22 protein-coding genes and 1 riboswitch are annotated in these 22840 nt (G+C 63.5%); of the genes, 20 read left to right on the plus strand and 2 right to left on the minus strand.

What is annotated here, in order from left to right:
• Positions 1 to 208: 208 nt before the first annotated feature.
• The 6 genes from ACF8K2_RS16820 to ACF8K2_RS16845 all read left to right on the plus strand — a co-directional run bounded on the left by ACF8K2_RS16820 (position 209) and on the right by ACF8K2_RS16845 (position 7650).
• On the plus strand, positions 209 to 1279 hold the full coding sequence (locus ACF8K2_RS16820) for a DUF2066 domain-containing protein (protein WP_392466167.1): 1071 nt from the start codon (positions 209 to 211) through the stop codon (positions 1277 to 1279).
• 15 nt (positions 1280 to 1294) lie between these two features.
• Positions 1295 to 2368 (plus strand): AI-2E family transporter, encoded by a 1074-nt coding sequence (locus ACF8K2_RS16825; protein ID WP_264235828.1) that lies wholly within the window; start codon positions 1295 to 1297, stop codon positions 2366 to 2368.
• Between the two features lie 166 nt (positions 2369 to 2534).
• The gene (gene hda / locus ACF8K2_RS16830) at positions 2535 to 3239 is read left to right on the plus strand and encodes a DnaA regulatory inactivator Hda (protein WP_186554653.1); all 705 of its coding nucleotides are present in this window, start codon (positions 2535 to 2537) and stop codon (positions 3237 to 3239) included.
• Between the two features lie 127 nt (positions 3240 to 3366).
• On the plus strand, positions 3367 to 4005 hold the full coding sequence (locus ACF8K2_RS16835; RefSeq protein ID WP_186554654.1) for a C40 family peptidase: 639 nt from the start codon (positions 3367 to 3369) through the stop codon (positions 4003 to 4005).
• A 135-nt stretch (positions 4006 to 4140) separates the two neighbouring features.
• Positions 4141 to 4677, plus strand: a complete 537-nt coding sequence (locus tag ACF8K2_RS16840) for a C40 family peptidase (protein ID WP_392466172.1) — start codon at positions 4141 to 4143, stop codon at positions 4675 to 4677.
• Between the two features lie 411 nt (positions 4678 to 5088).
• Positions 5089 to 7650, plus strand: a complete 2562-nt coding sequence (locus ACF8K2_RS16845) for a dermonecrotic toxin domain-containing protein (RefSeq protein ID WP_392466177.1) — start codon at positions 5089 to 5091, stop codon at positions 7648 to 7650.
• Positions 7651 to 7653: 3 nt separating this feature from the next.
• Here ACF8K2_RS16845 and ACF8K2_RS16850 read toward each other — a convergent pair whose 3' ends face one another.
• On the minus strand, positions 7654 to 8571 hold the full coding sequence (locus tag ACF8K2_RS16850; RefSeq protein WP_186554657.1) for a LysR family transcriptional regulator: 918 nt from the start codon (positions 8569 to 8571) through the stop codon (positions 7654 to 7656).
• 124 nt (positions 8572 to 8695) lie between these two features.
• On the opposite strand from ACF8K2_RS16850, the gene ACF8K2_RS16855 reads away from it, so the two are divergent.
• Together ACF8K2_RS16855 and ACF8K2_RS16860 are read left to right on the plus strand one after the other, a co-directional pair.
• Entirely contained in the window at positions 8696 to 9754 is a 1059-nt protein-coding gene (locus ACF8K2_RS16855; RefSeq protein ID WP_392466181.1) for a tartrate dehydrogenase, read from the plus strand.
• An 81-nt stretch (positions 9755 to 9835) separates the two neighbouring features.
• On the plus strand, positions 9836 to 11146 hold the full coding sequence (locus ACF8K2_RS16860; RefSeq protein WP_392466184.1) for a dicarboxylate/amino acid:cation symporter: 1311 nt from the start codon (positions 9836 to 9838) through the stop codon (positions 11144 to 11146).
• 39 nt (positions 11147 to 11185) lie between these two features.
• Here ACF8K2_RS16860 and ACF8K2_RS16865 read toward each other — a convergent pair whose 3' ends face one another.
• Entirely contained in the window at positions 11186 to 11764 is a 579-nt protein-coding gene (locus ACF8K2_RS16865; protein ID WP_392466186.1) for a hypothetical protein, read from the minus strand.
• A gap of 152 nt (positions 11765 to 11916) precedes the next feature.
• A riboswitch (cobalamin riboswitch) is annotated at positions 11917 to 12124 on the plus strand.
• A gap of 121 nt (positions 12125 to 12245) precedes the next feature.
• Between ACF8K2_RS16865 and cobO the strand changes: the two genes are divergently transcribed.
• The 12 genes from cobO to ACF8K2_RS16925 all read left to right on the plus strand — a co-directional run bounded on the left by cobO (position 12246) and on the right by ACF8K2_RS16925 (position 22820).
• A complete protein-coding gene (cobO, locus tag ACF8K2_RS16870; RefSeq protein ID WP_392466188.1) occupies positions 12246 to 12857 on the plus strand; it encodes a cob(I)yrinic acid a,c-diamide adenosyltransferase in 612 nt (203 codons plus the stop codon).
• Positions 12854 to 14149, plus strand: coding sequence for a cobyrinate a,c-diamide synthase (locus ACF8K2_RS16875; RefSeq protein ID WP_392466190.1), 1296 nt, complete (start codon positions 12854 to 12856; stop codon positions 14147 to 14149). The genes cobO and ACF8K2_RS16875 overlap by 4 nt, the downstream gene beginning before the upstream one ends.
• Positions 14146 to 14796, plus strand: coding sequence for a 5,6-dimethylbenzimidazole synthase (gene bluB / locus ACF8K2_RS16880; protein ID WP_392466192.1), 651 nt, complete (start codon positions 14146 to 14148; stop codon positions 14794 to 14796). Before ACF8K2_RS16875 ends, bluB begins: the two co-directional genes overlap by 4 nt.
• Complete coding sequence (gene cbiB, locus ACF8K2_RS16885) at positions 14793 to 15701, plus strand: adenosylcobinamide-phosphate synthase CbiB (RefSeq protein WP_186554664.1); 909 nt, start codon at positions 14793 to 14795, stop codon at positions 15699 to 15701. The genes bluB and cbiB overlap by 4 nt, the downstream gene beginning before the upstream one ends.
• Positions 15694 to 16686: a threonine-phosphate decarboxylase CobD gene (cobD, locus tag ACF8K2_RS16890; protein ID WP_392466194.1), complete on the plus strand. Its 993-nt coding sequence runs from the start codon at positions 15694 to 15696 to the stop codon at positions 16684 to 16686. The genes cbiB and cobD overlap by 8 nt, the downstream gene beginning before the upstream one ends.
• Positions 16683 to 18137: a cobyric acid synthase gene (locus tag ACF8K2_RS16895; RefSeq protein WP_392466196.1), complete on the plus strand. Its 1455-nt coding sequence runs from the start codon at positions 16683 to 16685 to the stop codon at positions 18135 to 18137. The genes cobD and ACF8K2_RS16895 overlap by 4 nt, the downstream gene beginning before the upstream one ends.
• Before the next feature lies 1 nt (position 18138).
• On the plus strand, positions 18139 to 18660 hold the full coding sequence (gene cobU / locus ACF8K2_RS16900; RefSeq protein WP_186554667.1) for a bifunctional adenosylcobinamide kinase/adenosylcobinamide-phosphate guanylyltransferase: 522 nt from the start codon (positions 18139 to 18141) through the stop codon (positions 18658 to 18660).
• Positions 18657 to 19712: a nicotinate-nucleotide--dimethylbenzimidazole phosphoribosyltransferase gene (cobT, locus tag ACF8K2_RS16905; RefSeq protein WP_392466199.1), complete on the plus strand. Its 1056-nt coding sequence runs from the start codon at positions 18657 to 18659 to the stop codon at positions 19710 to 19712. Before cobU ends, cobT begins: the two co-directional genes overlap by 4 nt.
• Positions 19709 to 20278 carry an alpha-ribazole phosphatase family protein gene (cobC, locus tag ACF8K2_RS16910; protein ID WP_392466202.1) on the plus strand — a complete coding sequence of 190 codons (570 nt, stop codon included), beginning with the start codon at positions 19709 to 19711 and terminating at the stop codon, positions 20276 to 20278. Before cobT ends, cobC begins: the two co-directional genes overlap by 4 nt.
• A gap of 1 nt (position 20279) precedes the next feature.
• On the plus strand, positions 20280 to 21020 hold the full coding sequence (locus tag ACF8K2_RS16915; protein WP_392466203.1) for an adenosylcobinamide-GDP ribazoletransferase: 741 nt from the start codon (positions 20280 to 20282) through the stop codon (positions 21018 to 21020).
• 163 nt (positions 21021 to 21183) lie between these two features.
• Positions 21184 to 22362 (plus strand): glycoside hydrolase family 5 protein, encoded by a 1179-nt coding sequence (locus ACF8K2_RS16920; RefSeq protein WP_392466206.1) that lies wholly within the window; start codon positions 21184 to 21186, stop codon positions 22360 to 22362.
• 53 nt (positions 22363 to 22415) lie between these two features.
• On the plus strand, positions 22416 to 22820 hold the full coding sequence (locus ACF8K2_RS16925) for a MarR family winged helix-turn-helix transcriptional regulator (protein ID WP_186554672.1): 405 nt from the start codon (positions 22416 to 22418) through the stop codon (positions 22818 to 22820).
• The last annotated feature ends 20 nt before the right edge of the window (positions 22821 to 22840 follow it).

Here is a 22840-nt window from a genome sequence, read left to right on the forward strand (position 1 = left end):
CCATCCTCAGGCCGACCGACTGGCCGGGAATCGATTAAAAAACCTTGTTTAGGCGTGCGCGACTGGTTGCCGCGCCAGCGCCTGTATAAGGTATAGAAAAGGCGGCAGACTCTGATTGCAGGCGTGAAGGAGCGATTTTCTCACGCAGTGGTCTGAGCCGGCAGGCGCGACGTTCGCCGTCACTTAGCTCACTGGACAGGAATCCTCCATGCGTTTTCTCAACTACCTGGCCGCCGGTTGCCTGGCCCTGGTCGGCACTGCCGCCCAGGCCGAGGCGGTATCCGGGCTGTATCAAGTTCGCGAACCGCTGCAAGGGCAGGGCAGCGAAGCCCGTACCCAGGCCACCCGCCAAGCCCTGGATACCTTGGTACTGCGCTTGACCGGCGACCCCAAGGCGCCGCAGAGCCCGGCCCTGGCCGCGCTGCGCAGCGATCCGCAGCAGATCATCAATCAGGTCGGTAGCGATGCTGGCCCGCCGGAAAGCGTGCTGGTGGAGTTCGACCCCGGCAGCACCGAGCGCGCCCTGCGCAAGGCCGGCCTGGCCCTGTGGGGCAGCAACCGGCCAGCGATTCTCGGTTGGTGGTTGAATGACAGTGTCGATGGCAGCAGCCTGGTCGGCGATGGTCAGAGCGCTGCCGAACCGCTGCGCCGCGCCGCCCAGCATCGTGGCCTGCCACTGCGCCTGCCGTTGGCTGATCTGCAGGAACAACTGGTCGCCACCCCTAAGCAGCTGGAAGGCAAGGACCCGGCGCCGCTGCGCGAGGCCTCCGAGCGCTATGGCGCCGATGCCTTGCTGGCGGTGCACGCCCATGAAGCCGACGGCAAGTGGCAGGGTAAATGGCAGCTGTGGCTGGGGGATCAGCGCGAACAAGGCGATGCCGAAGGCGCTGACCAGGGCGCGTTGGCCGATGCGGTCATGCTCGCAGTCAGCAACCGCCTGGCACCGCGCTATGTCACCCGCCCGGGAGCCAGCAGTGAGCTGCAAGTGCAAGTGCAGGGCATGAACCTGCAGCGCTACGCTGAGCTCAGCCGTGTGCTCGAACCCTATGGCCCGCGCTTGCAGATGGCCGATGGCGCCACGCTGACCTATGCCGTCACCGGCAATCGTGACCAGCTGCGCGCCCAATTGGGCCTGGCCAAGCTTCAGGAACTGCCAGCCGAACAACCGGCCAGCCCGGCTAATCCGCCGGCGCCCGCAGCCCAGCCTGGGGCCGAGCAGCCTGCGGCGGTTCAGGCCGCTGCGCCCAAGCCGTTCGACGGCCTGCGTTTTGCCTGGTAAGGATACGTGCACATGATGACTGACCCGCGTCGCTGGGTATGGCTGGGCGTGGCCCTGCTGATCGCCGTGCTGCTATATAGCCTGCACAACATTCTTTCTCCGTTTCTGGTTGGCATTCTCCTGGCGTATCTGGCCGACCCGCTGGTCGATCGCCTGGAGCGCCTGGGCCTGTCACGCACCTGGGGCGTGGTGGTGGTGTTCAGCCTGTTCACCTTGATCTTCATGGCCATGTTGCTGGTGCTGATCCCGATGTTGGCCAAGCAGTTGGTGCGCCTGTACGAACTGACGCCGCAAATGCTCGACTGGCTGCAGCATGTTGCGCTGCCTTGGGTGCAGAGCCGCCTGGGCCTGGCCGACGGCTTCTGGAAGTTCGACAAGATCAAGGCTGCGGTCGGCGCGCACATGGGCCAGACCACCGACATCGTCGGCATGCTGCTGTCGCAGGCCACCGCCTCGAGTCTGGCGCTGATGGCGTGGCTGGCCAACCTGGTGCTGATCCCGGTGGTGGGCTTCTACTTGCTGCGCGACTGGGACGTGATGATGGCCAAGCTGCGCAGTCTGCTGCCACGCCAGCGTGAGTCGCAGGTGATGGGCCTGGCGGGCGAATGCCATGAAGTACTCGGCGCCTTCGTGCGTGGTCAGTTGCTGGTGATGCTGGCGCTGGGCGTGATCTATTCCAGCGGCTTGATGCTGGTAGGCCTGGAACTGGGTCTGTTGATCGGTCTGTTGGCCGGGCTTGCGGCGATCGTGCCGTACATGGGCTTCATCATTGGCATCGGCGCCGCTTTGATTGCCGGGTTGTTCCAGTTTGGCGGCGATCCGTATCCGCTGCTGGGCATCGTCGCGGTGTTCATGATCGGCCAGGTGCTCGAAGGCATGGTGCTGACGCCGATGCTGGTGGGCGATCGCATTGGCCTGCATCCGGTGGCGGTGATCTTCGCGATTCTGGCCGGGGGCGAGCTGTTTGGCTTTACCGGGGTGCTGCTGGCCTTGCCCGTGGCGGCTGTGATCATGGTGCTGCTGCGTCATGTGCATGACTTGTACAAGGAGTCGGACATGTACGGCGGCGAGGTCGATCCGGACCTGTGACACCGTCAGGGGCCGTGCAAAGGCCCCTTTTTTAGCATTTTTACCGCGCAACTCATTGATTTTACTTGCGCTCTTGCGCTCGCCGATTGTGCCGCCCGCGCTGCGGGTATAGACTTTGCACACTGTTCACCAAAGGCCCCCGTGGTCCTCGCGACCGTCAGCCAGCATGAAACCGATCCAGTTGCCCCTGGGTGTGCGTCTGCGCGATGACGCTACCTTCATCAACTACTATCCGGGCGCCAATGCCGCGGCATTAGGCTACGTCGAGCGGCTATGTGAAGCCGACGCCGGCTGGACCGAGAGCCTCATTTATTTATGGGGCAAACAGGGTGTGGGCCGAACTCACCTGTTGCAGGCCGCCACCCACCGTTTCCAGCAACGCGGCGAACCTGCCGTGTACCTGCCGCTGGCGCAATTGCTCGAGCGCGGCGTAGAGCTGCTCGACCACCTCGAACAATACGAGCTGGTGTGCATCGACGACTTGCATGTGATCGCCGGCAAAGCCGATTGGGAAGAGGCCATGTTCCACCTCTTCAACCGCCTGCGCGACAGCGGCCGGCGCCTGCTCTTGGCGGCCTCCAGCTCGCCGCGTGAGCTGCCGATCAAACTGCCTGACCTTAAGTCGCGCCTAACCTTGGCGCTGATCTTCCAGATGCGCGGTCTGTCCGACGAAGACAAGCTGCGCGCCTTGCAACTGCGCGCTTCGCGCCGTGGCCTGCACCTGACCGATGAGGTCGGCCATTTCATCCTCACCCGTGGCGCGCGCAGCATGAGTGCGCTGTTCGATCTGCTCGAACGCCTCGATCAGGCCTCGCTGCAGGCCCAGCGCAAACTGACCATCCCGTTCCTCAAGGAAACCCTCGGCTGGTAAGTCCTTGAAAACAGCGGGCCAGAGCGTTGCGTAGGAAAAGTCACATCTTTTTCGATAAAATTTGCAAATGGCCATGATAGAGGGCATAGTCTCACCCTTCTAAAGGATTACAGACACGGTCGTGCCCATGCTCAAGCGCTTCGCACCCCTCGTGCCACTCGCACTCGTGACCCTGCTTTTTGGCTGCGCGGCTCATGGCCCGGTTTCCCAGCCTCAGGATCAACATCAGGTCGCCGCCCATTCGGCGGTCATGGCCAAAGCTTCGGCCTCTTCGGTTTTCGCTGAAGAGCCAGTGGCCACTGAAGAAGACCTCGACGCCTTTTCCAGCACCAGCAAGCCGTACCAGTTGCCAGTCCTTGCCGACAGCATCCTGGAGCGTGGCATGTCGCTGATCGGCACTCGCTATCGCTTTGGCGGTACCTCGGAGAAATCCGGTTTCGACTGCAGCGGTTTCATCGGTTATCTGTTCCGTGAGGAAGCCGGCATGACCCTGCCGCGCTCGACCCGCGAGATGATCAACGTCGATGCGCCCAAGGTTGCCCGGAACAAACTCAAGCCAGGTGATCTGCTGTTCTTCAGCACCAATGGCCGTGGCCGCGTCAGCCATGCTGGCATCTACCTGGGTGACAATCAGTTCATCCACTCCAGCAGTCGCCGCAGCGGTGGTGTGCGCATCGACAACCTCGGTGACCGCTACTGGAGCAAGACCTTCATCGAGGCCAAGCGCGCCCTGGCCATGGCGCCGACCACGATCTCGCGCAACTGATAGCGAATTGCTATATTCTCCCGCGGCGGCGATGCTGAAAAGCTCGCCGCCGTGCGCATTTACAGAAAGCGTCTAATCTAATTTCTCAACTCTTTTCGGCTGCGGTCGATCGGTCTCTGACAGGAAGTTTTGGCCATGGTGATGATGGCGCGCTTCGCATTACTTTCCCTGGTGGCCTTGCTGGCTGCCTGCTCCAGCCGTGCGCCTGCACCGGCGCCGGTGGTCAAGCCACAAACTACCTTCAATCAACAAGTTAGCGCCTCGCCGGTGGCGGAAGATGTGCTGTTCCGGGCAATTGGCTTGGTCGGTACGCCCTATCGTTGGGGCGGTAATACGCCCGATTCAGGGTTCGATTGCAGTGGCTTGATTGGCTATGTGTACCGCGATGCTGCGGGGATCAGTTTGCCGCGTTCGACGCGGGAGATGATCGTCATGCGCGCCCCAACTGTGGAGCAGCGGGCGCTGCAGTCGGGGGATTTGGTGTTCTTTGCGACGAACGGTGGGTCGCAGGTTAGCCATGCCGGAATTTATGTGGGGGAGGGGCGCTTTGTTCATGCGCCTTCCACAGGTGGGACGGTGCGTCTGGATTATCTTTCCAATAGCTACTGGGCCAAGGCTTATTTGCAGGCTAAGCGGATCATCCCGCCGGGGCATTTGGCGCACAATCCCTGATTTGTAGTGTTTGTTCTGGCCTCTTCGCGGGCAAGCCCGCTCCTACAGGCACCGCGCCGTTGTTACGGTTGGCGGTGGGCCTGTGGGAGCGGGCTTGCCCGCGAAAAGGCCTAAACATCCGCCAGCGCTGTCCATCGACATAGCGCCAGCCCAATCGCCGCCACCCACAACCCACCCGTTCGCTTGACCCTCCCTATCCCCAAAACCACCAGTGGATCGACTGTCTCGCCGGATCCACTGGGGCCGATGGCAAAGGCCACAACAGGTTGAAGATGCAGCAGCCCCCCGTCGCTGAGCTTTAAAGTTCGCCGCAGGAGGTCCATAGCTGCTGCCCGCACCATACATCTACCACAAGCCCATACACCTCGTTAGCGATCATGAGCGCCGAACAATCGCAGCCCAGAGGTGGCCATGAGCACTATTGAACAAAGAAAACAGCGTGAACTTGCATCCTTGGATGTCGGCTGGTCGCTGGTGCAGCTTGTCGATGACTTTATCCGCGATTATCCCGATCCCTATGTGCTGGCGCGCAAGCATGCGAGCGCCATCCTGCTTAAACATACCGGCAAGGCGATAGACCCACGATTCGTCTGGTGGCACCAGTTTGCTACCAGTAGTTCCAGCAGCCGTACCTTCAACGGCTGGCAGCACAGCGGCCAACCTGTGAAGTCCATGACCTTGGCCGAACTGATAGTGCAACGTTTCGACCTGCGCTATCAGGACGCCAGCGATGAGTTGGACCTTTATGGTGGCTTCTACAGACAAGGGCCGCACGCTAATCAGTTCGATGAGCGTAATGAGGTGCCAATGCTCGCCGCGGCTGTTCAGCAAGATCTGTGGGCGCTGAATTTTGCCCAGCTGTACCGGGCCGAAGTTGCCCAGTTCTGGGCAACGCAGACTTCTGATGTCCGCGTGCTGGCCAAGATCAACATCCTCGGTGAGAGCGTCAAGGCGGTGCGTGCCGGGCGCATCAGCTCCGCCAACGCCACGGCCTTGCGCGCCATGGTGGCCGATGGACTGGAGTCATCCAGCCAACTGCCAACCATCGCTCAATTGCGTCAGGACAGCACCAGTGGGACGCTGGCGGTAAGTCGCTATCAGCTGGGTAGAGGAGAGAGCGGTTGTATCTATACCCTGCGCGGGCAACGTGGCCCGGTGCTGCTTTACCTGCCCTGGTCGGGTGAAGCACTCAGGGCGTTCGATACCGAGTTGGAAATGGCGCGGTGGCTGCGCGATGCCTTGCAAAGTGAGCAGGGGCGAAACGAGTTTCTCGCCAATATCCTGACCAATCCACGTGACAAGTCGCTGTCCGACCTGGTCCGAGTCACCCTCAAAGCCATTGCCGACACCGCTTCTGATCAGGCAGCCCTGGCCATACTGACGTTTAATCGAGAGGCGATCACGGGTGATTTCTTCACCCATATGGCCAGCCAGGCGCAGGCGCAAATGCAGGAAAATGCGTCGCTCATGCTCGATAACGCAGGGCTGCGAGAGGCCATGTGGAGTGGCTATCTTTCAGCCTTTCTCACGGTGTTTGGCGGTTTCGCTCCGCTCGGCTGGCCAGTGAGCTTGGTGCTTCTGGGGGCAGCTGTAACCAAGCTGGGCCTACAAGTAGACATTGCTGCACATGCTCCCGACGAGGAGGCCCGCAAGGCGGCCTTGCGCCAAGCCTTGCTTGACAGTTTGTTCGCGGCGCTGAGCCTGGCTGATCTTGGGTTCCAGTCGACCTTTGCCTCGTTGGCCTACCAGGCGCCCTTCCATGAGAGGGGCGTAGCGCTCGACAGCTGGTCGCTTAGTCCCACCCCCGAAGTTGCTCTGGCCGGCAGAGAAAGCAACCTGTTGAACGATGGTCAGCTGGTCAGCAGTGGCCGCTTACGCGGTGTACGCGTTACCCAAGATGGTGCGTGTTGGGTCCAGGTGCAGGGGTTGACCTATCGCGCACGCTACAGCCATGAAATGGCCTGTTGGCTGATCGTTCCGGCCGACAACCCCTTTGCCTTCGGCCCTTTGCTGCCGGTGCGCTTGGATGAGTTTGGTGAGTGGCAGTTGCTGCAACCGCCAAGCTTGTTGGGCGGTACTCCATTCGCGGCTGTGGGCATTCCCAGTCGACCCTCGCCGTTATGGGACGAATACATGAAGACCCACGGGCTGCGCAGCCGCTTGCTTTCGGCGCAAGCGCGAGCTCGGCAGAAAAAGCTGCTGGTGGCCTGGGGGATCCCCACCTTGGGCAAGGATGTAACGCTCGGCATCGATCGCCATGGGCTGTCGTGTGTGATGCTCAACGGTAAGCCGCAATACTCCTTTCGCTATGAGGGTGGGGAGTTCGTCAACTTCCTGATCGAGTACTACACCGACGAAGCTTCACAGATCAATCAAGTCCTGCGTGATGGGGTTTACAACCATGCGGACGCAGCCAGTTACATCAACGACCTGGCCGATACCCTCGAGTCCTTGCCTAGCAACAATGCAGTCAATCTGTATCGCGGTGGTCATGGTGGGCGCAGCACCAGTGGTGCGCATTTTCGCAATGGTCAATTGAAAGTCGGCGATGTGTTGATCAATACCGACCTCACCTCGTTCACCGAAAACCCTTATCTGGTACGCCAGTTCGCCTCATCCGTGACAGGGGGAGGTGCAACCGGGCTGCTGGGCGCCTTCGATGACAGTTCGGTGGTGTTTGAGCTGCCCGCCGGTCGTTACCAAAGCGGCACCCCGATCAGTGCATTCTCCCTGTACTGGGAGGAAGCCGAAACCCTGTTTCTGCCCGGCCATTACTTTCGCATCGATCAGCTTGAGCAAGTCTATGGCGAGGGATATCGGTTCATTCACGTGTCGCTCAGCCAAATTGGCAAGCCTGCGTCAGGGCCGATCTACGATATGCGTACGGGCGAGCCGTTCGATCGGACAGCCTACGGCCTGAAGCTGAAATCGCAGGTCTTGCTCGATCGGTTCTTTCCAGTCGATGCCCTGTAGCAGCTACTGGACATCCTCCAGATCCAGATGATCGATGCGCTCAAAACGTTCGATCAAAAAGTCGATCAGACGCCGCACCCGCGTCGATAGATGTAACTGCTGCGGGTACACCGCATAGACGTCGGCGCGGCTAGGTGTCTGGTCTTCGAGGAGCAAACGCAAGCGCCCGCTACGCACGTAGCGGGCGATGTCCCACTCGGCGCGCAGCAGGATGCCATGCCCTTGCAACGCCCAATTCAGTGCCACTTCACCATCGTTGCAGCTCAGGGCGCCTTGCACCTTGATGGTCTGCGTGCGCCCGCCGCTGGTGAAGCTCCATACGCCATAGGGCGACTCGTTCTGGCGCAGGAAAATGCAGTTGTGTTGGGCCAGGTCGGCCAGTTTCGACGGCGTGCCGTATTTGTCCAGATACAGCGGTGAGGCGCACAGCAGGCGCCGATTGGAGGCGATCTTGCGTGCATGGAACGAGGCGTCGGGCAGGGTGCCAAAGCGGATGCCTAAGTCGAAGCCATGGCTGGCCAGGTCCAGCGGATGATCACTGATTTCCAGCTGCACTTCGATATCTGGATAGCGCGCGTAGAAGTCGGCGAGCGCCGGGCCGATGTAGCGCCGACCGAAGCCCAGCGAGGCATTGACCCGGATCAGCCCCTTGGGCTCGGCGCGATGACGGCCGAGCAACTGCTCGACCTCATCGACCTGCACCAGGATCCGCGCCGCATGGGCAAAGTACAACTCGCCTTCAGCAGTCAGGCTCATCGAGCGGGTGGTGCGATTGACCAAGCGCACCCCCAGGCGCGCCTCCAAGACGCTCAAGCGCTTGCTCACCGCCGGGGGCGTAACCCCCAGCTCACGTGCAGTTGCGGCCAGGCTGCCTTGCTTGGCCAGCAGGTGAAAAAAGCCCAGGTCCTGTGTTGGATTCATTGTTAACCCTGAGTTATCTATGTAGTAATCCAGGGTTAACTGCTGCCCTGATTTCACTACATATACTCGGCCCATACCCGTCAGGACAAGCCCGGCGGGGCACAACAACAATGGGAACCGAGACATGAGCAAGTACAAGATCGCAGCAATCCCAGGTGACGGCATCGGCGTGGAAGTGATCGCCGCAGGCGTTGAAGTACTCAAGGCGCTGGCGGCCAAGCGCGGCACCTTTGGCCTGGACTTCGAGCATTTCGACTGGGGCTCGGAGCGCTATCTGCGCGAAGGCCAGTACATTCCCGAAGGTGGCCTTGAGGCATTGAAGTCATTCGATGCGATCTTCTTCGGCGCCGTCGGCAGCCTGGAGGTAGCCGACCATGTCTCGCTGTGGGGCCTGCGTCTGCCGATCTGCCAGGGCTTCGATCAATATGCCAACGTGCGCCCGGCGCGGGTCTTGCCGGGGGTGACCAGCCCGCTGGCCAAGGGCAAGGCGATCGACTGGGTGATCGTGCGGGAGAACTCAGAAGGTGAGTACTCCGGCAGTGGCGGACGGGTGCATCAGGGCCTGCCGATCGAGGTCGCCACCGAGGTATCGACCTTCACCCGCGTCGGTGTCGAGCGGATTCACCGTTTTGCCTTCGAGCTGGCCCGCAGCCGCCCGGCCAAGCACCTGACCCTGGTGACCAAATCCAATGCCCAGCGCCATGGCATGGTGCTGTGGGATGAGGTGTTCGCCGAAGTCGCTCAAGATTATCCGGACGTGCGCACCACCCGTGAGCTGGTCGATGCGGTGACCACCACCATGGTGCTCAAACCTGAGCAACTGGACGTGGTGGTGGCCACCAACCTGCATGCCGACATCCTCTCCGACCTGGCCGCCGCGCTGTCCGGCAGCCTGGGTATCGCGCCAACCGCCAACCTCAATCCAAGCCGCGATTTCCCCTCGATGTTCGAGCCGATCCACGGTTCGGCCTTCGATATCACCGGCAAAGGCGTGGCCAACCCCATCGCCACCTTCTGGACGGCGGTGATGATGCTCGAGCACCTGGGCGAAACGGCGGCGGCGGCTGAATTGATGTCTGCCATCGAAGCGGTGACCGAGAGCGGCCTGCACACCCCGGACCTGGGCGGCAAGGCCACTACCCGTGAGGTTACCGATGCGGTGCTGGCGCTGATCCGCCGCTGATTCGCGCGACTTGCGCTGCGGGGCCGGTAACCGCCAGGCCCCAAGGCACTCCTGAACAAAAACAACAATCAGGGCCAAATCATGAAACGCATGCTCAGCAAGCTGTACGTGCAAGTCCTGCTCGCCGTCATCATCGGTGCCATCGTCGGCGTGCTCTGGCCGCAGACCGGCGAGGCGCTCAAGCCGATTGGCGATGCCTTCATCAAACTGATCAAGATGCTCCTGGCACCGGTGATCTTCCTCACCGTGGTCACCGGCATCGCCCGCATGGAAAACATGAAAGAGCTGGGGCGGGTGGGCTTTCGCGCGCTGATCTACTTCGAGGTGGTGTCGACCCTGGCGCTGGTGATCGGCCTGGTGGTAGTACAGGTGTTCCAGCCGGGCGCAGGCATGAACATCGACCCGGCGAGCCTGGATAGCGGCAGCATCGCCAGCTACACCGCCGCTGCCAAGCACAGCTCGTTCCTCGACTTTGTCCTGGGAATCATCCCCGATACCGTGGTCGATGCCTTTGCCAAGGGCAATATCCTGCAGATCCTGTTGTTCTCCATTCTGCTTGGGGTGGCCCTGGCCAAGGCCGGTCCGAAAGCGCAGCTGTTCGTCGACAACCTCGACAGCTTGATGCGCGGCATGTTCGTGGTGGTCAACATGGTCATGCGCCTGGCCCCGATCGGGGCATTCGGCGCGATTGCCTTCACCATCGGCAAGTACGGTTTCGAGTCGCTGTTCTCGCTGGGCAAGCTGATGGCCTGCGTGTACCTGACCTGCTTTGCCTTCGTGGTGGTGATCCTCGGGCCGATCTGCCGCTGGGCTGGCTTCAGCTTGTGGAAGTTCCTGCGCTTCATCAAAGAGGAGCTGTTCACCGTGCTCGGCACCAGCTCGTCTGAATCGGTGCTGCCGCAGATGATCGCCAAGATGGAAAAGGCCGGAGTGTCCAAGCCGGTGGCAGGGATGATCATCCCCTCGGGGCTGACCTTCAACCCCGACGGCCAGGCGATCTACTACACCATCGCGGCGATTTTCATTGCCCAGGCGACCAACACGCCGCTGAGCTTCAGCGATCAGCTGATCGTGCTGGCGGTGTTGATGTTTACCTCCAAGGGCTCGGCTGGGGTGACGGGGTCGGGGTTCATTATCCTCGCAGCGACCCTGGCTTCGCTGGGTACCATTCCGGTGGCTGGGATGGTCTTGCTGTTGGGCGTGGACCGGTTCATGTCCGAGGCGCGGGCGATCACCAATACCATTGGCAACGGGGTCGGGACGCTGGCGATTGCCAAGTGGGTGGGTGCGCTGGATAAGGACAAGTTGCGCGAGGCGATGGAGGGGGAGGTGGCGGTGAAGCAGCAGGAGTCTGCTGCTGGCACCGTTCTTTTGCCTGAGCGATCGGTGTAAGGAGGCCGCTGCCAGGGGCTGCAATGCAGCCCCGATTCTTCAACCCTGCTTCACCATCAACGCCACCCCCGGAAAATATTGCCCCAGCTCGTTATGCAACTTGCGATAGGCATACGGGAAATACCACGCCAGCACACACGCCGTGTGCTTTTGCAGATCATCCACCAGGTCCTGCAGCTCCTCGGGACTGGCATGCTGTCCTGTCTTCCACGGGCTGATGAACAGCGCGCCGGCCTTGAGCTGACTGGGGTAGGCAATAGGCTTGGCCAGCGCCGTCGCCTCCTGCAGCGCCGCGCTCAAATCCAGCCGGGCAATCCGCGGCCAACGCTGGCTGGCACGCAAATGAATCGACTCCTCAGCATTGCTGAGGGACAGATCACAGCGCCCCTCACGCTCGCCCTCATCACGCTGCTTCTTGCTCTGGTACTGCTCCAGCGCCACCAGTTCAGCCTGCCAGGCCGCCGCAGCCAGCATGCCGACGTTGGCCGCCGCGCCATGCCAGTAAGGCGCCTCATTGTCGCCCTGGACCTGATTGAAGCGGTCGATGCAGTCGACCCAGCGCTCCAGTGCCGGGCGCAGGAACTCCAGGCGCGGGTTGTTGATGATCAGACCTTGCATGCTGCGCTCTCCTTATCGTTATTGGTCGCGTTCAGCTGAAAGTAATGGCTATGTGATATCACTGCTGACAGTCTGGCACAAGCTGCCGGATCGGCCATTGATCCAGGCCAAATCGGCCTTGTTTCATTGACGCTCCCGGTGCAACCCTCTAACCTTCGCGGCGTGTTTCAGGTGCCCTGCAGGCTGCGGTCTGGCGGGGTGAAACTGGGAAGCCGGTGGTATTCCGGCGCTGCCCCCGCAACGGTAGGTGAGTCAAGGTCGCGCATGGCCACTGGGTTGAATGACCCGGGAAGGCGCGCGGCGCAGAAGCCCGCGCTTCGCTCACGAGCCCGGAGACCGGCCTGTTACTGCCAATGGCATCACGGAGGGTGATGCGCGGTTGCCTGTGGCGTGGGTCACGGCGCCTGCGTGTTCTCCGTTTGCCTGCCTATCGATCTGTCGCCGCGCCCTTGCGTGCGTCGCCAGCCAGCGGAGAACCCTGATGAGCGAAACCCCCGAACGTGACGAACGCCACCTGGCGCGCATGCAGCGCAAGAAGGCGATCATCGACGAGCGTATCGCCAATTCCCCCAACGAATGCGGCCTGTTGCTGGTGCTGACCGGCAATGGCAAGGGCAAGAGCAGCTCGGCCTTCGGCATGCTGGCCCGGGCCTTGGGCCATGGCATGCAATGCGGCGTGGTGCAGTTCATCAAAGGTCGTAACAGCACTGGCGAGGAGCTGTTCTTCCGCCGCTTCCCCGAGCAAGTGCGCTACCACGTGATGGGCGAGGGCTTTACCTGGGAAACCCAGGACCGCCAGCGTGATATCGCCGCCGCCGAAGCCGCCTGGGCGGTCTCGCGCCAATTGCTGCAAGACCCATCGATTCAATTCGTCGTGCTCGACGAGCTGAATATCGCCCTCAAGCACGGCTACCTCGACCTCGATCAGGTACTGACCGACATCCAGGCCCGTCCGCCCATGCAGCACGTCATCGTCACCGGGCGTGCGGCCAAGCCGGAGATGATCGAGCTGGCTGACACCGTCACTGAGATGGGCATGCTCAAGCACGCCTTCCAGGCCGGCATCCGGGCGCAGAAGGGCGTGGAACTATGAGCCAAACCCGGCATTGTCCGGCGGTGCTGATCGCGGCACCGGCTTCCGGCCAGGGCAAGACCACGGTCACCGCTGCCCTGGCACGCCTGCACCGTAACCTTGGGCGTAAGGTCCGGGTGTTCAAGTGCGGGCCTGACTTTCTCGACCCGATGATTCTCGAACGCGCCAGTGGTGCCCCGGTGTACCAGCTGGACCTGTGGATGATCGGCGCCGAGGAAAGTCGCCGCCTGCTCTGGGAAGCTGCGGCCGATGCTGATCTGATCCTGATCGAAGGCGTCATGGGGCTGTTCGACGGCACCCCATCGAGCGCCGACCTGGCGCGCCATTTCGGTGTGCCGGTGCTGGCCGTGATCGACGGCACGGCCATGGCCCAGACCTTTGGTGCGCTGGCGCTGGGGCTGGCGCGTTACCAGGCGGACTTGCCGTTTGCCGGGGTGCTGGCCAACCGAGTCGGCAGCCTGCGGCACGCCCAGTTGCTCGAAGGCAGCCTTACTGAAGGCCTGCGCTGGTATGGCGGGCTGTCTCGTGAGCGCGGCATCGAGCTACCCAGCCGTCACTTGGGGCTGGTGCAAGCGAGCGAATTGAACGATCTGGACCTGCGCCTGGACGCCGCCGCCCAAGCACTGGGCTCGAGCTGCGATGCAGCGCTACCGCCGCCGGTAGCGTTCGACGCCCCTCAACGCGCCGCAGCAGTGCCTTCGCTGGCCGGCCTGCGCATTGGCGTGGCCCAGGATGAGGCGTTCGCCTTCACCTATGGCGCCAACCTCGACCTGTTGCGCGAGATGGGTGCCCAGCTCGAATTGTTCTCGCCACTGCACGACCGCCAGTTGCCAGCGGTAGACAGCCTGTACCTGCCAGGTGGTTATCCTGAGCTGCATCATCAGGCCCTGGCCGCCAATGCGCCGATGCTGGAAGCGATCCGCGCCCACCATGCCCAGGGCAAACCGCTGCTGGCCGAATGTGGCGGCATGTTGTACTTGCTCGATGCACTGACCGATGTCGCTGGCGAGCGTGCGCCACTGCTTGGCCTGCTGCCCGGCGAAGCGGTGATGCAAAAGCGCCTCGCCGCCCTGGCCTTGCAGGCGGTCGAGCTGCCGGAAGGCACCTTGCGCGGGCATACCTATCACCACTCGCTGACCACCACCTCGCTCGAACCCATCGCCCGTGGCTTGAGCCCCAACGGCGGGCGTGGCAACGAGGCGGTCTATCGCCTGGGGCGCCTGACGGCGTCGTATGTGCACTTCTACTTCCCTTCCAACCCTGACGCGGCGGCGGCGCTGCTGCGACCATGAGCGAGCACGCCTTCAGCGCGGCCGAGCGCGCCGCAGTCTACCGAGCCATTGGGGAGCGTCGCGACATGCGCCACTTTGCCGGTGGAGAGATCGCCCCGGCGCTGCTCACACGCCTGCTCAACGCCGCTCACCAGGCGCCAAGCGTCGGCTTGATGCAGCCTTGGCGCTTCATTCGCATCAGCCAACGTGAACTACGCGGGCGCATCCAAGCCCTGGTCGAACAGGAGCGGGCGCTCACCGCCGAGGCGCTCGGCGAGCGCTCCGATGAGTTCATGAAGCTCAAGGTCGAGGGCATCAACGACTGCGCCGAAGTGTTGGTCGCGGCGTTGATGGACAACCGCGAGCCGCACATTTTCGGCCGCCGCACCTTGCCTGAAATGGACCTTGCCTCACTTGCCTGCGCCATCCAGAACCTGTGGCTGGCGGCGCGTGCCGAAGGCCTGGGAATGGGTTGGGTGTCGCTGTTCGACCCGCAGGCGCTGGGCGAACTGCTGGGCATGCCAGCCGGTGCCAAGCCAGTGGCGGTGCTGTGCCTGGGCCCGGTACAGGCGTTCTACCCAGCGCCGATGCTGGTCATGGAAAACTGGGCCGAGCAACGCCCGTTAAGCGAGATGCTCTACGACAACCAATGGGGAGAGCGCCGATGAGCGTGGCCTTGCTGACCGTGGCCGGGGTGGCCGTGGACGCTTTGCTGGGTGAACCGCAGCGCCGCCATCCGTTGGTGGCCTTCGGCAATTTTGCCTCGCGCCTGGAACAGCGGCTCAATGCCGGCGGCAGGGGCTGGCGCAGTCATGGCGTCAGTGCCTGGTTCCTGGCGGTGGTGCCGCTGACCCTGCTGGCGCTGATCCTGTCCTGGTTGCCCTACCTCGGCTGGCTGGTCGAGGTGCTGGCGCTGTACTGCGCGCTCGGCCTGCGCAGTTTGGGCGAGCACGTGCTGCCAGTAGCCGAGGCTTTGCGCCGTGGCGATCTGGATGAGGCGAGAAAGCGCGTGGGTTATCTGGTCAGCCGCGAGACCCGTGAGCTCGACGAGCCCGCTGTGGCCCGCGCAGCCACCGAATCGGTGCTGGAGAATGGCAGCGATGCGGTATTTGCCGCGTTGTTCTGGTTCATCGTCGCTGGTGCTCCCGGTGTGGTGCTGTATCGCCTGAGCAATACCCTCGATGCCATGTGGGGCTATCGCAATGAGCGCTTCGAGCGCTTCGGCTGGGCAGCAGCGAAAATCGATGATGTGCTCAACTATATTCCCGCACGGCTGGTGGCCCTGACCTACGCACTGTTGGGCAAGACCCGCCTGGCGCTCAGTTGCTGGCGTCAGCAGGGGCCGCTGTGGGACAGCCCCAACGCCGGGCCGGTGATGGCCGCTGGCGCTGGTGCGTTGGGGGTCGAGTTGGGTGGCCCTGCGGTGTACCACGGCGAACTGCACGAGCGCCCGCGCCTGGGCCAAGGCCCGATGGCCGATGCCGATGCTATCGAGCGTGGCTGGAGCCTGGTGCAGCGCGGCGTCTGGCTGTGGCTGCTGGTGATCTGCCTGGGAGGCTACCTCAATGCTTGAACACGGAGGCCGCTTGCAACGGGCCGTACGCCACTACGGGATTGCCCGCGAGCAGTGGCTCGATCTGTCCAGCGGCATTGCCCCTTGGTCCTACCCGATCCCGCCCATTCCCATTGAGGCCTGGGCGCGCTTGCCTGAGGCCGAAGACGGCCTGGAACAGGCGGCGCGACGTTACTACGGGGCCGAGCACCTGCTGGCGGTGGCTGGCTCGCAGGCGGCGATTCAGGCGCTGCCACACTTGCGTGCGGCAGGTCGGGTCGGGGTGCTGGGGCCTTGCTATGCCGAGCACCCGTACGCTTGGCAACGTGCTGGCCACCAGCTGGTGGAGCTTGACGATGAGCAGGTCGAACAGGCGCTCGACAGCCTGCAGGTGCTGCTGCTGGTCAACCCGAACAACCCCACTGGACGCACTGTACCGCGCGAGCGCCTGCTCGACTGGCATGCCCGCTTGGCCCGCCGTGGCGGCTGGCTGGTGGTCGATGAAGCGTTCATGGACAACACCCCAGAGCACAGCGTGGTCGACTGCACCGAGCGTGCAGGGTTGATCGTGCTGCGTTCGTTCGGCAAGTTTTTCGGTTTGGCCGGGGTGCGTCTGGGCTTCGTCATGGCTGAGCCGAGCCTGCTGCTGCGCCTGGCCGAGCTGCTGGGGCCGTGGACGGTTGCCGGTCCGACCCGAGTGCTCGGCCAAGCGTGCCTGGCCGATGAGCAGGCTCATGTCGCGCAGATCGTCAGTTGCCGGCAGGCCAGTCAACGCCTGGCAAGCCTGTTGAATGATGCAGGTCTGACGCCAAGCGGCGGTTGTGACCTGTTCCAGTACATCCGTGGCGAGCAGGCCGCACGCCTGCATGACTTTCTCGCCCAGCGCGGCATTCTCGTGCGCGTGTTCGAGCACCCTGCGGCGGTGCGCCTCGGCCTGCCTGCCAGCGCGGCGGACGAACAGCGTCTGCGCTTGGCGCTCGATGATTACCAGAAGGAATCGGCATGACCACCCTCATGGTGCAAGGCACCACTTCCGATGCCGGCAAGAGCACGCTGGTCACCGCCTTGTGCCGCTGGCTGCTGCGCCAGGGCATTGCCGTGGTGCCGTTCAAGCCGCAAAACATGGCCCTTAACAGTGCGGTCACCGCCGACGGCGGCGAGATTGGCCGCGCCCAGGCGGTGCAGGCCCAGGCCTGTCGGCTGGCGCCGCACACCGACATGAACCCAGTGCTGCTCAAGCCCAACAGCGATACCGGCGCCCAGGTGATCATCCACGGGCGGGCGGTCACCAGCATGAACGCCGTTGCCTACCACGACTACAAAGCCATCGCCATGCAGGCCGTGCTGGCCTCGCACCAGCGGCTGGCGGCGGCGTACCCGGTGGTGATGGTCGAAGGTGCCGGCTCGCCTGCCGAGATCAACCTGCGCGCTGGCGACATCGCCAACATGGGGTTTGCCGAGGCGGTCGACTGCCCGGTGATCCTGGTGGCCGACATCAATCGCGGTGGGGTGTTCGCCCACCTGGTCGGCACCCTGGAGCTGCTCTCGGCCAGCGAGCAGGCGCGGGTCAAAGGCTTTGTGATCAATCGTTTTCGCGGTGACATCGCCCTGTTGCAGCCGGGCCTGGACTGGCTCGAACAGCGCACCGGCAAACCGGTGCTGGGCGTGCTGCCGTATGTCACCGACCTGCACCTGGAAGCCGAGGACGCCATCGACGTGCGTCAGCCGAGCAAGGCTGCGCAGGTGCTCAAGGTGATCGTGCCGGTGCTGCCGCGGATCAGCAACCACACTGACTTCGACCCGCTGCGCCTGCACCCCCAGGTCGATTTGCAGTTCATCGGGCCGGGCCAGCCCATCCCGCCCGCCGACCTGATCATCCTGCCGGGCTCCAAGAGCGTGCGTGCCGACCTGGCACAGTTGCGCGAGCGCGGTTGGGACAGCGCCATCGCGCGCCACCTGCGCTACGGCGGCAAGCTGATCGGCATCTGCGGTGGCTTGCAGATGCTCGGTGGCGAAGTGCGAGATCCGCTTGGCCTGGAAGGCCCACCAGGCACCAGTGCCGGCCTGGGCCTGCTCGACTACGTCACCGAGCTTGAGGCCGAGAAACAGCTGCGCAACGTCTGTGGCACCTTGCAGTTGGAGCAATCGGCGGTTGCCGGCTATGAGATCCACGCTGGGGTGACCCGTGGCCCGGCCCTGGAGCAGCCTGCCGTGCACCTGGCCGATGGCCGCTGCGACGGCGCGATCAGTGCCGATGGGCAGATTCTCGCCACTTATTTGCACGGCCTGTTCGAAGGTAGCCAGTCGTGCGCCGCGCTGTTGCGCTGGGCCGGCCTGCAAGCGGTGCAAAGCATCGACTACGAGGCCCTGCGCGAACGCGATATCGAGCGCCTGGCCGACCTGATCGAGCAACACCTGGACACCGCGCACCTGCGCCAATTGTGTGGAGTCGCCTGAAATGCGCAACCTGATCCTTGGCGGTGCCCGCTCCGGCAAGAGTCGCCTGGCCGAACAACTGGCCCAGGACTCGGGCCTGGCGGTGACCTACATCGCCACCAGCGAGCCGCTCGATGGCGAGATGAATGCGCGGGTGCAGCTGCATCGCCAGCGCCGCCCCGATCACTGGGCGCTGATCGAACAGCCGCTGCAACTGGCCGCGGTACTGCGCGCCGAGGCGGCGCCAGGGCGCTGCCTGTTGGTGGACTGCTTGACCCTGTGGCTGACCAATCTGTTGATGCTCGAGGACGACCAGCGCCTGGCGCAAGAGCGCGACGCGCTGCTCGACTGTCTGCAAAGCCTGCCGGGCACGATCATTCTGGTCAGCAATGAAACCGGCCTGGGCGTGGTGCCCATGGGCGAACTGACCCGCCGTTATGTCGATCTGGCCGGCTGGCTGCACCAGGCCGTAGCCGAGCGCTGCGAGCGCGTGGTGCTTACCGTTGCCGGCCTTCCTCTGATGCTCAAAGGACCTGCTCTATGACCCAATCGTGGTGGCGTGATGCCTGCCAAACTGTCGATAACGCCGCCATGGACCAGGCCCGCGCCCGTCAGCAGCAACTGACCAAACCCACCGGCTCGCTCGGTCAGCTAGAGACCTTGGCAGTGACCCTTTCTGGCCTGCAAGGGCGTGAACGGCCGAGCCTGGAGCACGTTGCGATCAGCATTTTCGCGGGCGACCATGGCGTGGTCGAGGAGGGCATTTCGGCCTATCCGCAGGCGGTGACCGGGCAGATGCTGCGCAACTTCGTTTCTGGCGGCGCGGCGATCAGCGTACTGGCGCGCCAGCTCGAAGCGAGCCTGGAAGTGGTCGACCTCGGTACCATCGATCCCACCTTGCAGCTAGCGGGCGTGCGCCATCTGCGTCTAGGCGCCGGCACGGCCAATTTTGCCCAGCGTCCGGCGATGACTGGCGAGCAACTGCGGGCGGCGTTGCAGGCCGGTCGTGAAACGGCATTACGCGCTGCCGAGCAGGGCGCCCAGCTGTTCATCGGCGGTGAGATGGGCATCGGTAATACCACTGCGGCCGCAGCCGTGGCGAGCACCTTGCTCGGTTGCCCGGCTCGTGAACTGAGCGGCCCAGGCACGGGCTTGGACACAGCAGGGGTGCGGCACAAGGCTGAGGTGATCGAGCGTGCCTTGGTCCTGCACGGGCTGCGTGCCGATGACCCATTGCAGGCGCTGGCGTGCGTCGGCGGCTTCGAGATCGCCGCACTGACCGGCGCCTACCTGGCCTGTGCCCAGCAGGGTGTGGCGGTGCTTGTCGATGGCTTTATCTGCAGCGTCGCCGCGTTGGTCGCGGTGCGCCTGAATCCGCACTGCCGTGCCTGGCTGCTGTTCGCCCACCAGGGAGCAGAGCCTGGGCATCTGGCGCTGCTCGCGGCCCTTGAGGCCGAGCCGCTGCTGGCCCTCGGCCTGCGCCTGGGCGAGGGCAGCGGCGCCGCGTTGGCGGTGCCATTGATGCGCTTGGCCTGTGCCCTGCACGGGCAGATGGCGACCTTTGCCGAAGCTGCGGTGGCGGATCGCCCGGCATGATCATCGACCTGCTGCGCCATGGTGAAACCGAGCTGGGTGGCGGCCTGCGCGGCAGCCTTGACGACGCCCTGACCGAACGGGGTTGGGCGCAGATGCGCGCGGCGGTCGAACAGGGCGGGCCGTGGCACGCGCTGGTCACTTCGCCGTTGCAACGCTGCGCGCACTTTGCTGACCAACTCGGCGCCCGCCTGGCGTTGCCGGTGCAGCTGGAAGCGGGCATCCGCGAGCTGCACTTCGGTGACTGGGAAGGGCGCAGCGCTGCGCAGATCATGGAGGATCAGGCCGATGCGCTTGGGCTGTTCTGGGCCGATCCCTATGCCTTCACCCCGCCGGGCGGCGAGCCGGTCGAGGCCTTCGCTGAACGGGTGCTGGTGGCCATCGAGCGTCTACACCGCGAGCATGCTGGCAAACAGCTGCTACTGGTGACCCATGGCGGGGTGATGCGCCTGCTGCTGGCCCGTGCGCGGGGGCTGCCCCGTGAGCAATTGCTGCAGGTCGAAGTCGGCCATGGCGCGCTGGTGCGTCTGCAGCTGGAAGAAAACGGACAACTGCGGGAGCTGCCCTGAGATGCTGCCACTGTGGATCGCCTTGCAGTTTCTCAGCAGCCTGCCGGTCACCCTGCCGGGGATGCCTGAACCGCGTGAGACGGGTCGCTCATTGTTGTTCTATCCGCTGGTAGGCCTGCTGTTCGGCCTGTTGTTGTGGGCGGCCAGCCATTTGCTGCACGGCACTCCAGCACCGTTGCATGCCGCCTTGCTGCTGACCCTGTGGGTGCTGCTCAGTGGCGCCTTGCACCTGGATGGGCTGGCCGACAGCGCTGACGCCTGGCTGGGCGGCTTTGGCGATCGTGAGCGCACCTTGCTGATCATGAAAGATCCGCGCAGCGGGCCGATCGCCGTGGTCACCCTGGTGTTGGTACTGTTGCTCAAGTTCTGCGCGCTGTGTGTGTTGGTCGAGCGCGGCGTCGGCGCCTGGCTGGTGCTGGCGCCCTTGGTTGGGCGGGCGGCGTTGCTGGGGTTGTTTCTCTGCACGCCCTACGTACGTCCCGGTGGGCTTGGGCAAGCGCTGGCTGAGCATCTACCCAAGCGCACGGCGCGCTGGGTGCTGCTGGCAAGTGCACTGGCCTGTGTGGTGTTGGGCGGCTGGGCGGCGCTGTGGCTGGTGCTGCTGGCGGGCGTGGTGTTTGCCTGGTTGCGTCAGCTCATGTGTCGAAGGTTAGGCGGCACCACAGGGGATACCGCCGGGGCGATGCTTGAGTTGTTGGAATTGGCAGTGGTGTTGGGGCTGGCGTTGCTGCCTCTTACGTGATTGCTGCATGGCTGTAGCTCGGTGCAATACGTGGGAGCGGGCGTGCCCCGCGATAGAGCCTTGGCGGTCAGTCGCAATCTCCAGCAATCCTTGAGGCAATGCTCCCCTGGCAGAGCAGGCGTACCCTTGAGCGCTTCTCAAGCCTGCCAAGGAGGCGCCGAGCATGCGCCATTGGATACTCACCAGCCTGTTCCTGCTCGCCATCCAATCAGCCCATGGCGCCGATCTGATCGAGTTCTGGAATACCCCCCGCCACGGCGGCAACAGCTTCAACCGGCTGCCACCGAACCAAGCCTACTTCCAAGCCCTGCAAGGCTATGGCGCCACTTGGGTGCGGCTGTCCTACGACAAATGGCAACCTGAGCAACGCGACTTTCTGCTGGGCAATGCCGATGCCTATCAGGGGCTCGCCACAGCCGACCTGGCCCAGCTCAGGCAGGTCCTCGACCATGCCCATGGCGCAGGCCTGAAAGTGGTGATCGCACCGCTTTCGCTGCCGGGGATGCGCTGGTCGCAGAACAATCACGACCAATTCGATGATCGCCTCTGGCAAGACAAACATTACTGGGCGCAAGCCGCCGCCTTCTGGCGTGACCTTGCCCAGGCGCTGAAGGATCACCCGGCAGTCGCCGCCTACAACCTGATCAACGAGCCCGCGCCGGAAAAACTCGGCGGTTTGGCCGAACACGCAGACCCACAGCGGATGCAGCAGTGGTACGCCGCCCAGCAGGGCGGCCCCCGCGATTTGCCTGGCTTGTACCAGCAGTTGCTGGCGGCGATCCGTGAGGTCGACCCTGACACGCCGATCATGCTCGACGCCGGCTGGTACGCGGCAGCGGATGCGTTTGCCTACTGGCCAGCAGCGCTGAGCGATGAGCGGGTGCTGTATAGCGTGCACATGTACGAACCCTACGCGGCTACCAGTGCGCCGAACATGACCCGCAAAAAGCCCTTTGCCTATCCCGGGCCGGTGCCTTTCGCCGGGCATACCGAGCAATGGAATGCCCAGCGGGTAGCGCAGTATCTGCAAGCGCCGCTTGAGTGGTTCGACCGAGTGAAACTGCCCCATTCACGGCTGGTGGTCGGAGAGTTCGGCTGCATGCGACGTCTGCCCGGTTGCCAGCAATACCTTGAAGATGTGCTGACGGTGCTGGACAAAAACGCCCTGCATTGGGCGTTCTACAGTTTTCGTGAAGACAGCTGGGATGGCATGGACTACGAACTGGGCACTGCCAAGGTGCCGTGGCATTACTGGCAGGCGATCGAGCAGGGCACCGAGGATCCGCTCAAGCGCGCGGCCACGGCGGCATTCGAGCCCATCCGCAAGCGCTTGCAGCAATGATCCGCGTTTGAAACGTCTTGCAACATCAGTGATGCGGGTATATACACGTATCCATGCTGACCAGTGAATGTATCTGTACCCATCTGCGTCGAGCCGCCCGCGGGGTGAGCCGACATTACGACGAGGCCCTTGCCGGCTTCGGCATCAATGTCGCCCAGTTTTCCCTGTTGCGCCATCTACAGCGGCTCGATCAACCCAGTATCACCAGCCTGGCTGAAGCCATGGGCCTGGATCGCAGTACCCTGGGGCGCAATCTCAAGGTGCTCGAGGCCGACGGCCTGGTGGCTCTGGCCGAGGGGGCAGACCAGCGCAATCGAGTGGTGCTGCTGACCGAGGCTGGTAAAGCACGCTTGCAGGATGCCGGTCCGGCCTGGGAGCGCGCTCAGCTGACGTTGGTCGAGCAGTTGGGTGAAGGGCAGCGCGATGAACTGGTGCGCTTGCTGGAGCGTTTGGCGTGACCGCGTACGATGATAAGCGG

Origin of the sequence: Pseudomonas sp. xss_2 (assembly GCF_043104195.1) — a bacterium.
GTDB lineage: Bacteria > Pseudomonadota > Gammaproteobacteria > Pseudomonadales > Pseudomonadaceae > Aquipseudomonas > Aquipseudomonas urmiensis.

Coding starts and splice junctions, on each gene's coding strand:
- ACF8K2_RS16840 (WP_392466172.1), top strand. CDS start 4,141: ATGGTGATGATGGCGCGCTTCGCATTACTTTCCCTGGTGGCCTTGCTG.
- ACF8K2_RS16860 (WP_392466184.1), top strand. CDS start 9,836: ATGAAACGCATGCTCAGCAAGCTGTACGTGCAAGTCCTGCTCGCCGTC.
- ACF8K2_RS16855 (WP_392466181.1), top strand. CDS start 8,696: ATGAGCAAGTACAAGATCGCAGCAATCCCAGGTGACGGCATCGGCGTG.
- ACF8K2_RS16895 (WP_392466196.1), top strand. CDS start 16,683: ATGACCACCCTCATGGTGCAAGGCACCACTTCCGATGCCGGCAAGAGC.
- ACF8K2_RS16850 (WP_186554657.1), bottom strand. CDS start 8,571: ATGAATCCAACACAGGACCTGGGCTTTTTTCACCTGCTGGCCAAGCAA.
- cbiB (WP_186554664.1), top strand. CDS start 14,793: ATGAGCGTGGCCTTGCTGACCGTGGCCGGGGTGGCCGTGGACGCTTTG.
- ACF8K2_RS16920 (WP_392466206.1), top strand. CDS start 21,184: ATGCGCCATTGGATACTCACCAGCCTGTTCCTGCTCGCCATCCAATCA.
- cobD (WP_392466194.1), top strand. CDS start 15,694: ATGCTTGAACACGGAGGCCGCTTGCAACGGGCCGTACGCCACTACGGG.
- ACF8K2_RS16915 (WP_392466203.1), top strand. CDS start 20,280: ATGCTGCCACTGTGGATCGCCTTGCAGTTTCTCAGCAGCCTGCCGGTC.
- cobU (WP_186554667.1), top strand. CDS start 18,139: ATGCGCAACCTGATCCTTGGCGGTGCCCGCTCCGGCAAGAGTCGCCTG.
- cobO (WP_392466188.1), top strand. CDS start 12,246: ATGAGCGAAACCCCCGAACGTGACGAACGCCACCTGGCGCGCATGCAG.
- ACF8K2_RS16865 (WP_392466186.1), bottom strand. CDS start 11,764: ATGCAAGGTCTGATCATCAACAACCCGCGCCTGGAGTTCCTGCGCCCG.
- ACF8K2_RS16925 (WP_186554672.1), top strand. CDS start 22,416: ATGCTGACCAGTGAATGTATCTGTACCCATCTGCGTCGAGCCGCCCGC.
- ACF8K2_RS16820 (WP_392466167.1), top strand. CDS start 209: ATGCGTTTTCTCAACTACCTGGCCGCCGGTTGCCTGGCCCTGGTCGGC.
- ACF8K2_RS16825 (WP_264235828.1), top strand. CDS start 1,295: ATGACTGACCCGCGTCGCTGGGTATGGCTGGGCGTGGCCCTGCTGATC.
- ACF8K2_RS16875 (WP_392466190.1), top strand. CDS start 12,854: ATGAGCCAAACCCGGCATTGTCCGGCGGTGCTGATCGCGGCACCGGCT.
- hda (WP_186554653.1), top strand. CDS start 2,535: ATGAAACCGATCCAGTTGCCCCTGGGTGTGCGTCTGCGCGATGACGCT.
- cobT (WP_392466199.1), top strand. CDS start 18,657: ATGACCCAATCGTGGTGGCGTGATGCCTGCCAAACTGTCGATAACGCC.
- ACF8K2_RS16835 (WP_186554654.1), top strand. CDS start 3,367: ATGCTCAAGCGCTTCGCACCCCTCGTGCCACTCGCACTCGTGACCCTG.
- ACF8K2_RS16845 (WP_392466177.1), top strand. CDS start 5,089: ATGAGCACTATTGAACAAAGAAAACAGCGTGAACTTGCATCCTTGGAT.
- cobC (WP_392466202.1), top strand. CDS start 19,709: ATGATCATCGACCTGCTGCGCCATGGTGAAACCGAGCTGGGTGGCGGC.
- bluB (WP_392466192.1), top strand. CDS start 14,146: ATGAGCGAGCACGCCTTCAGCGCGGCCGAGCGCGCCGCAGTCTACCGA.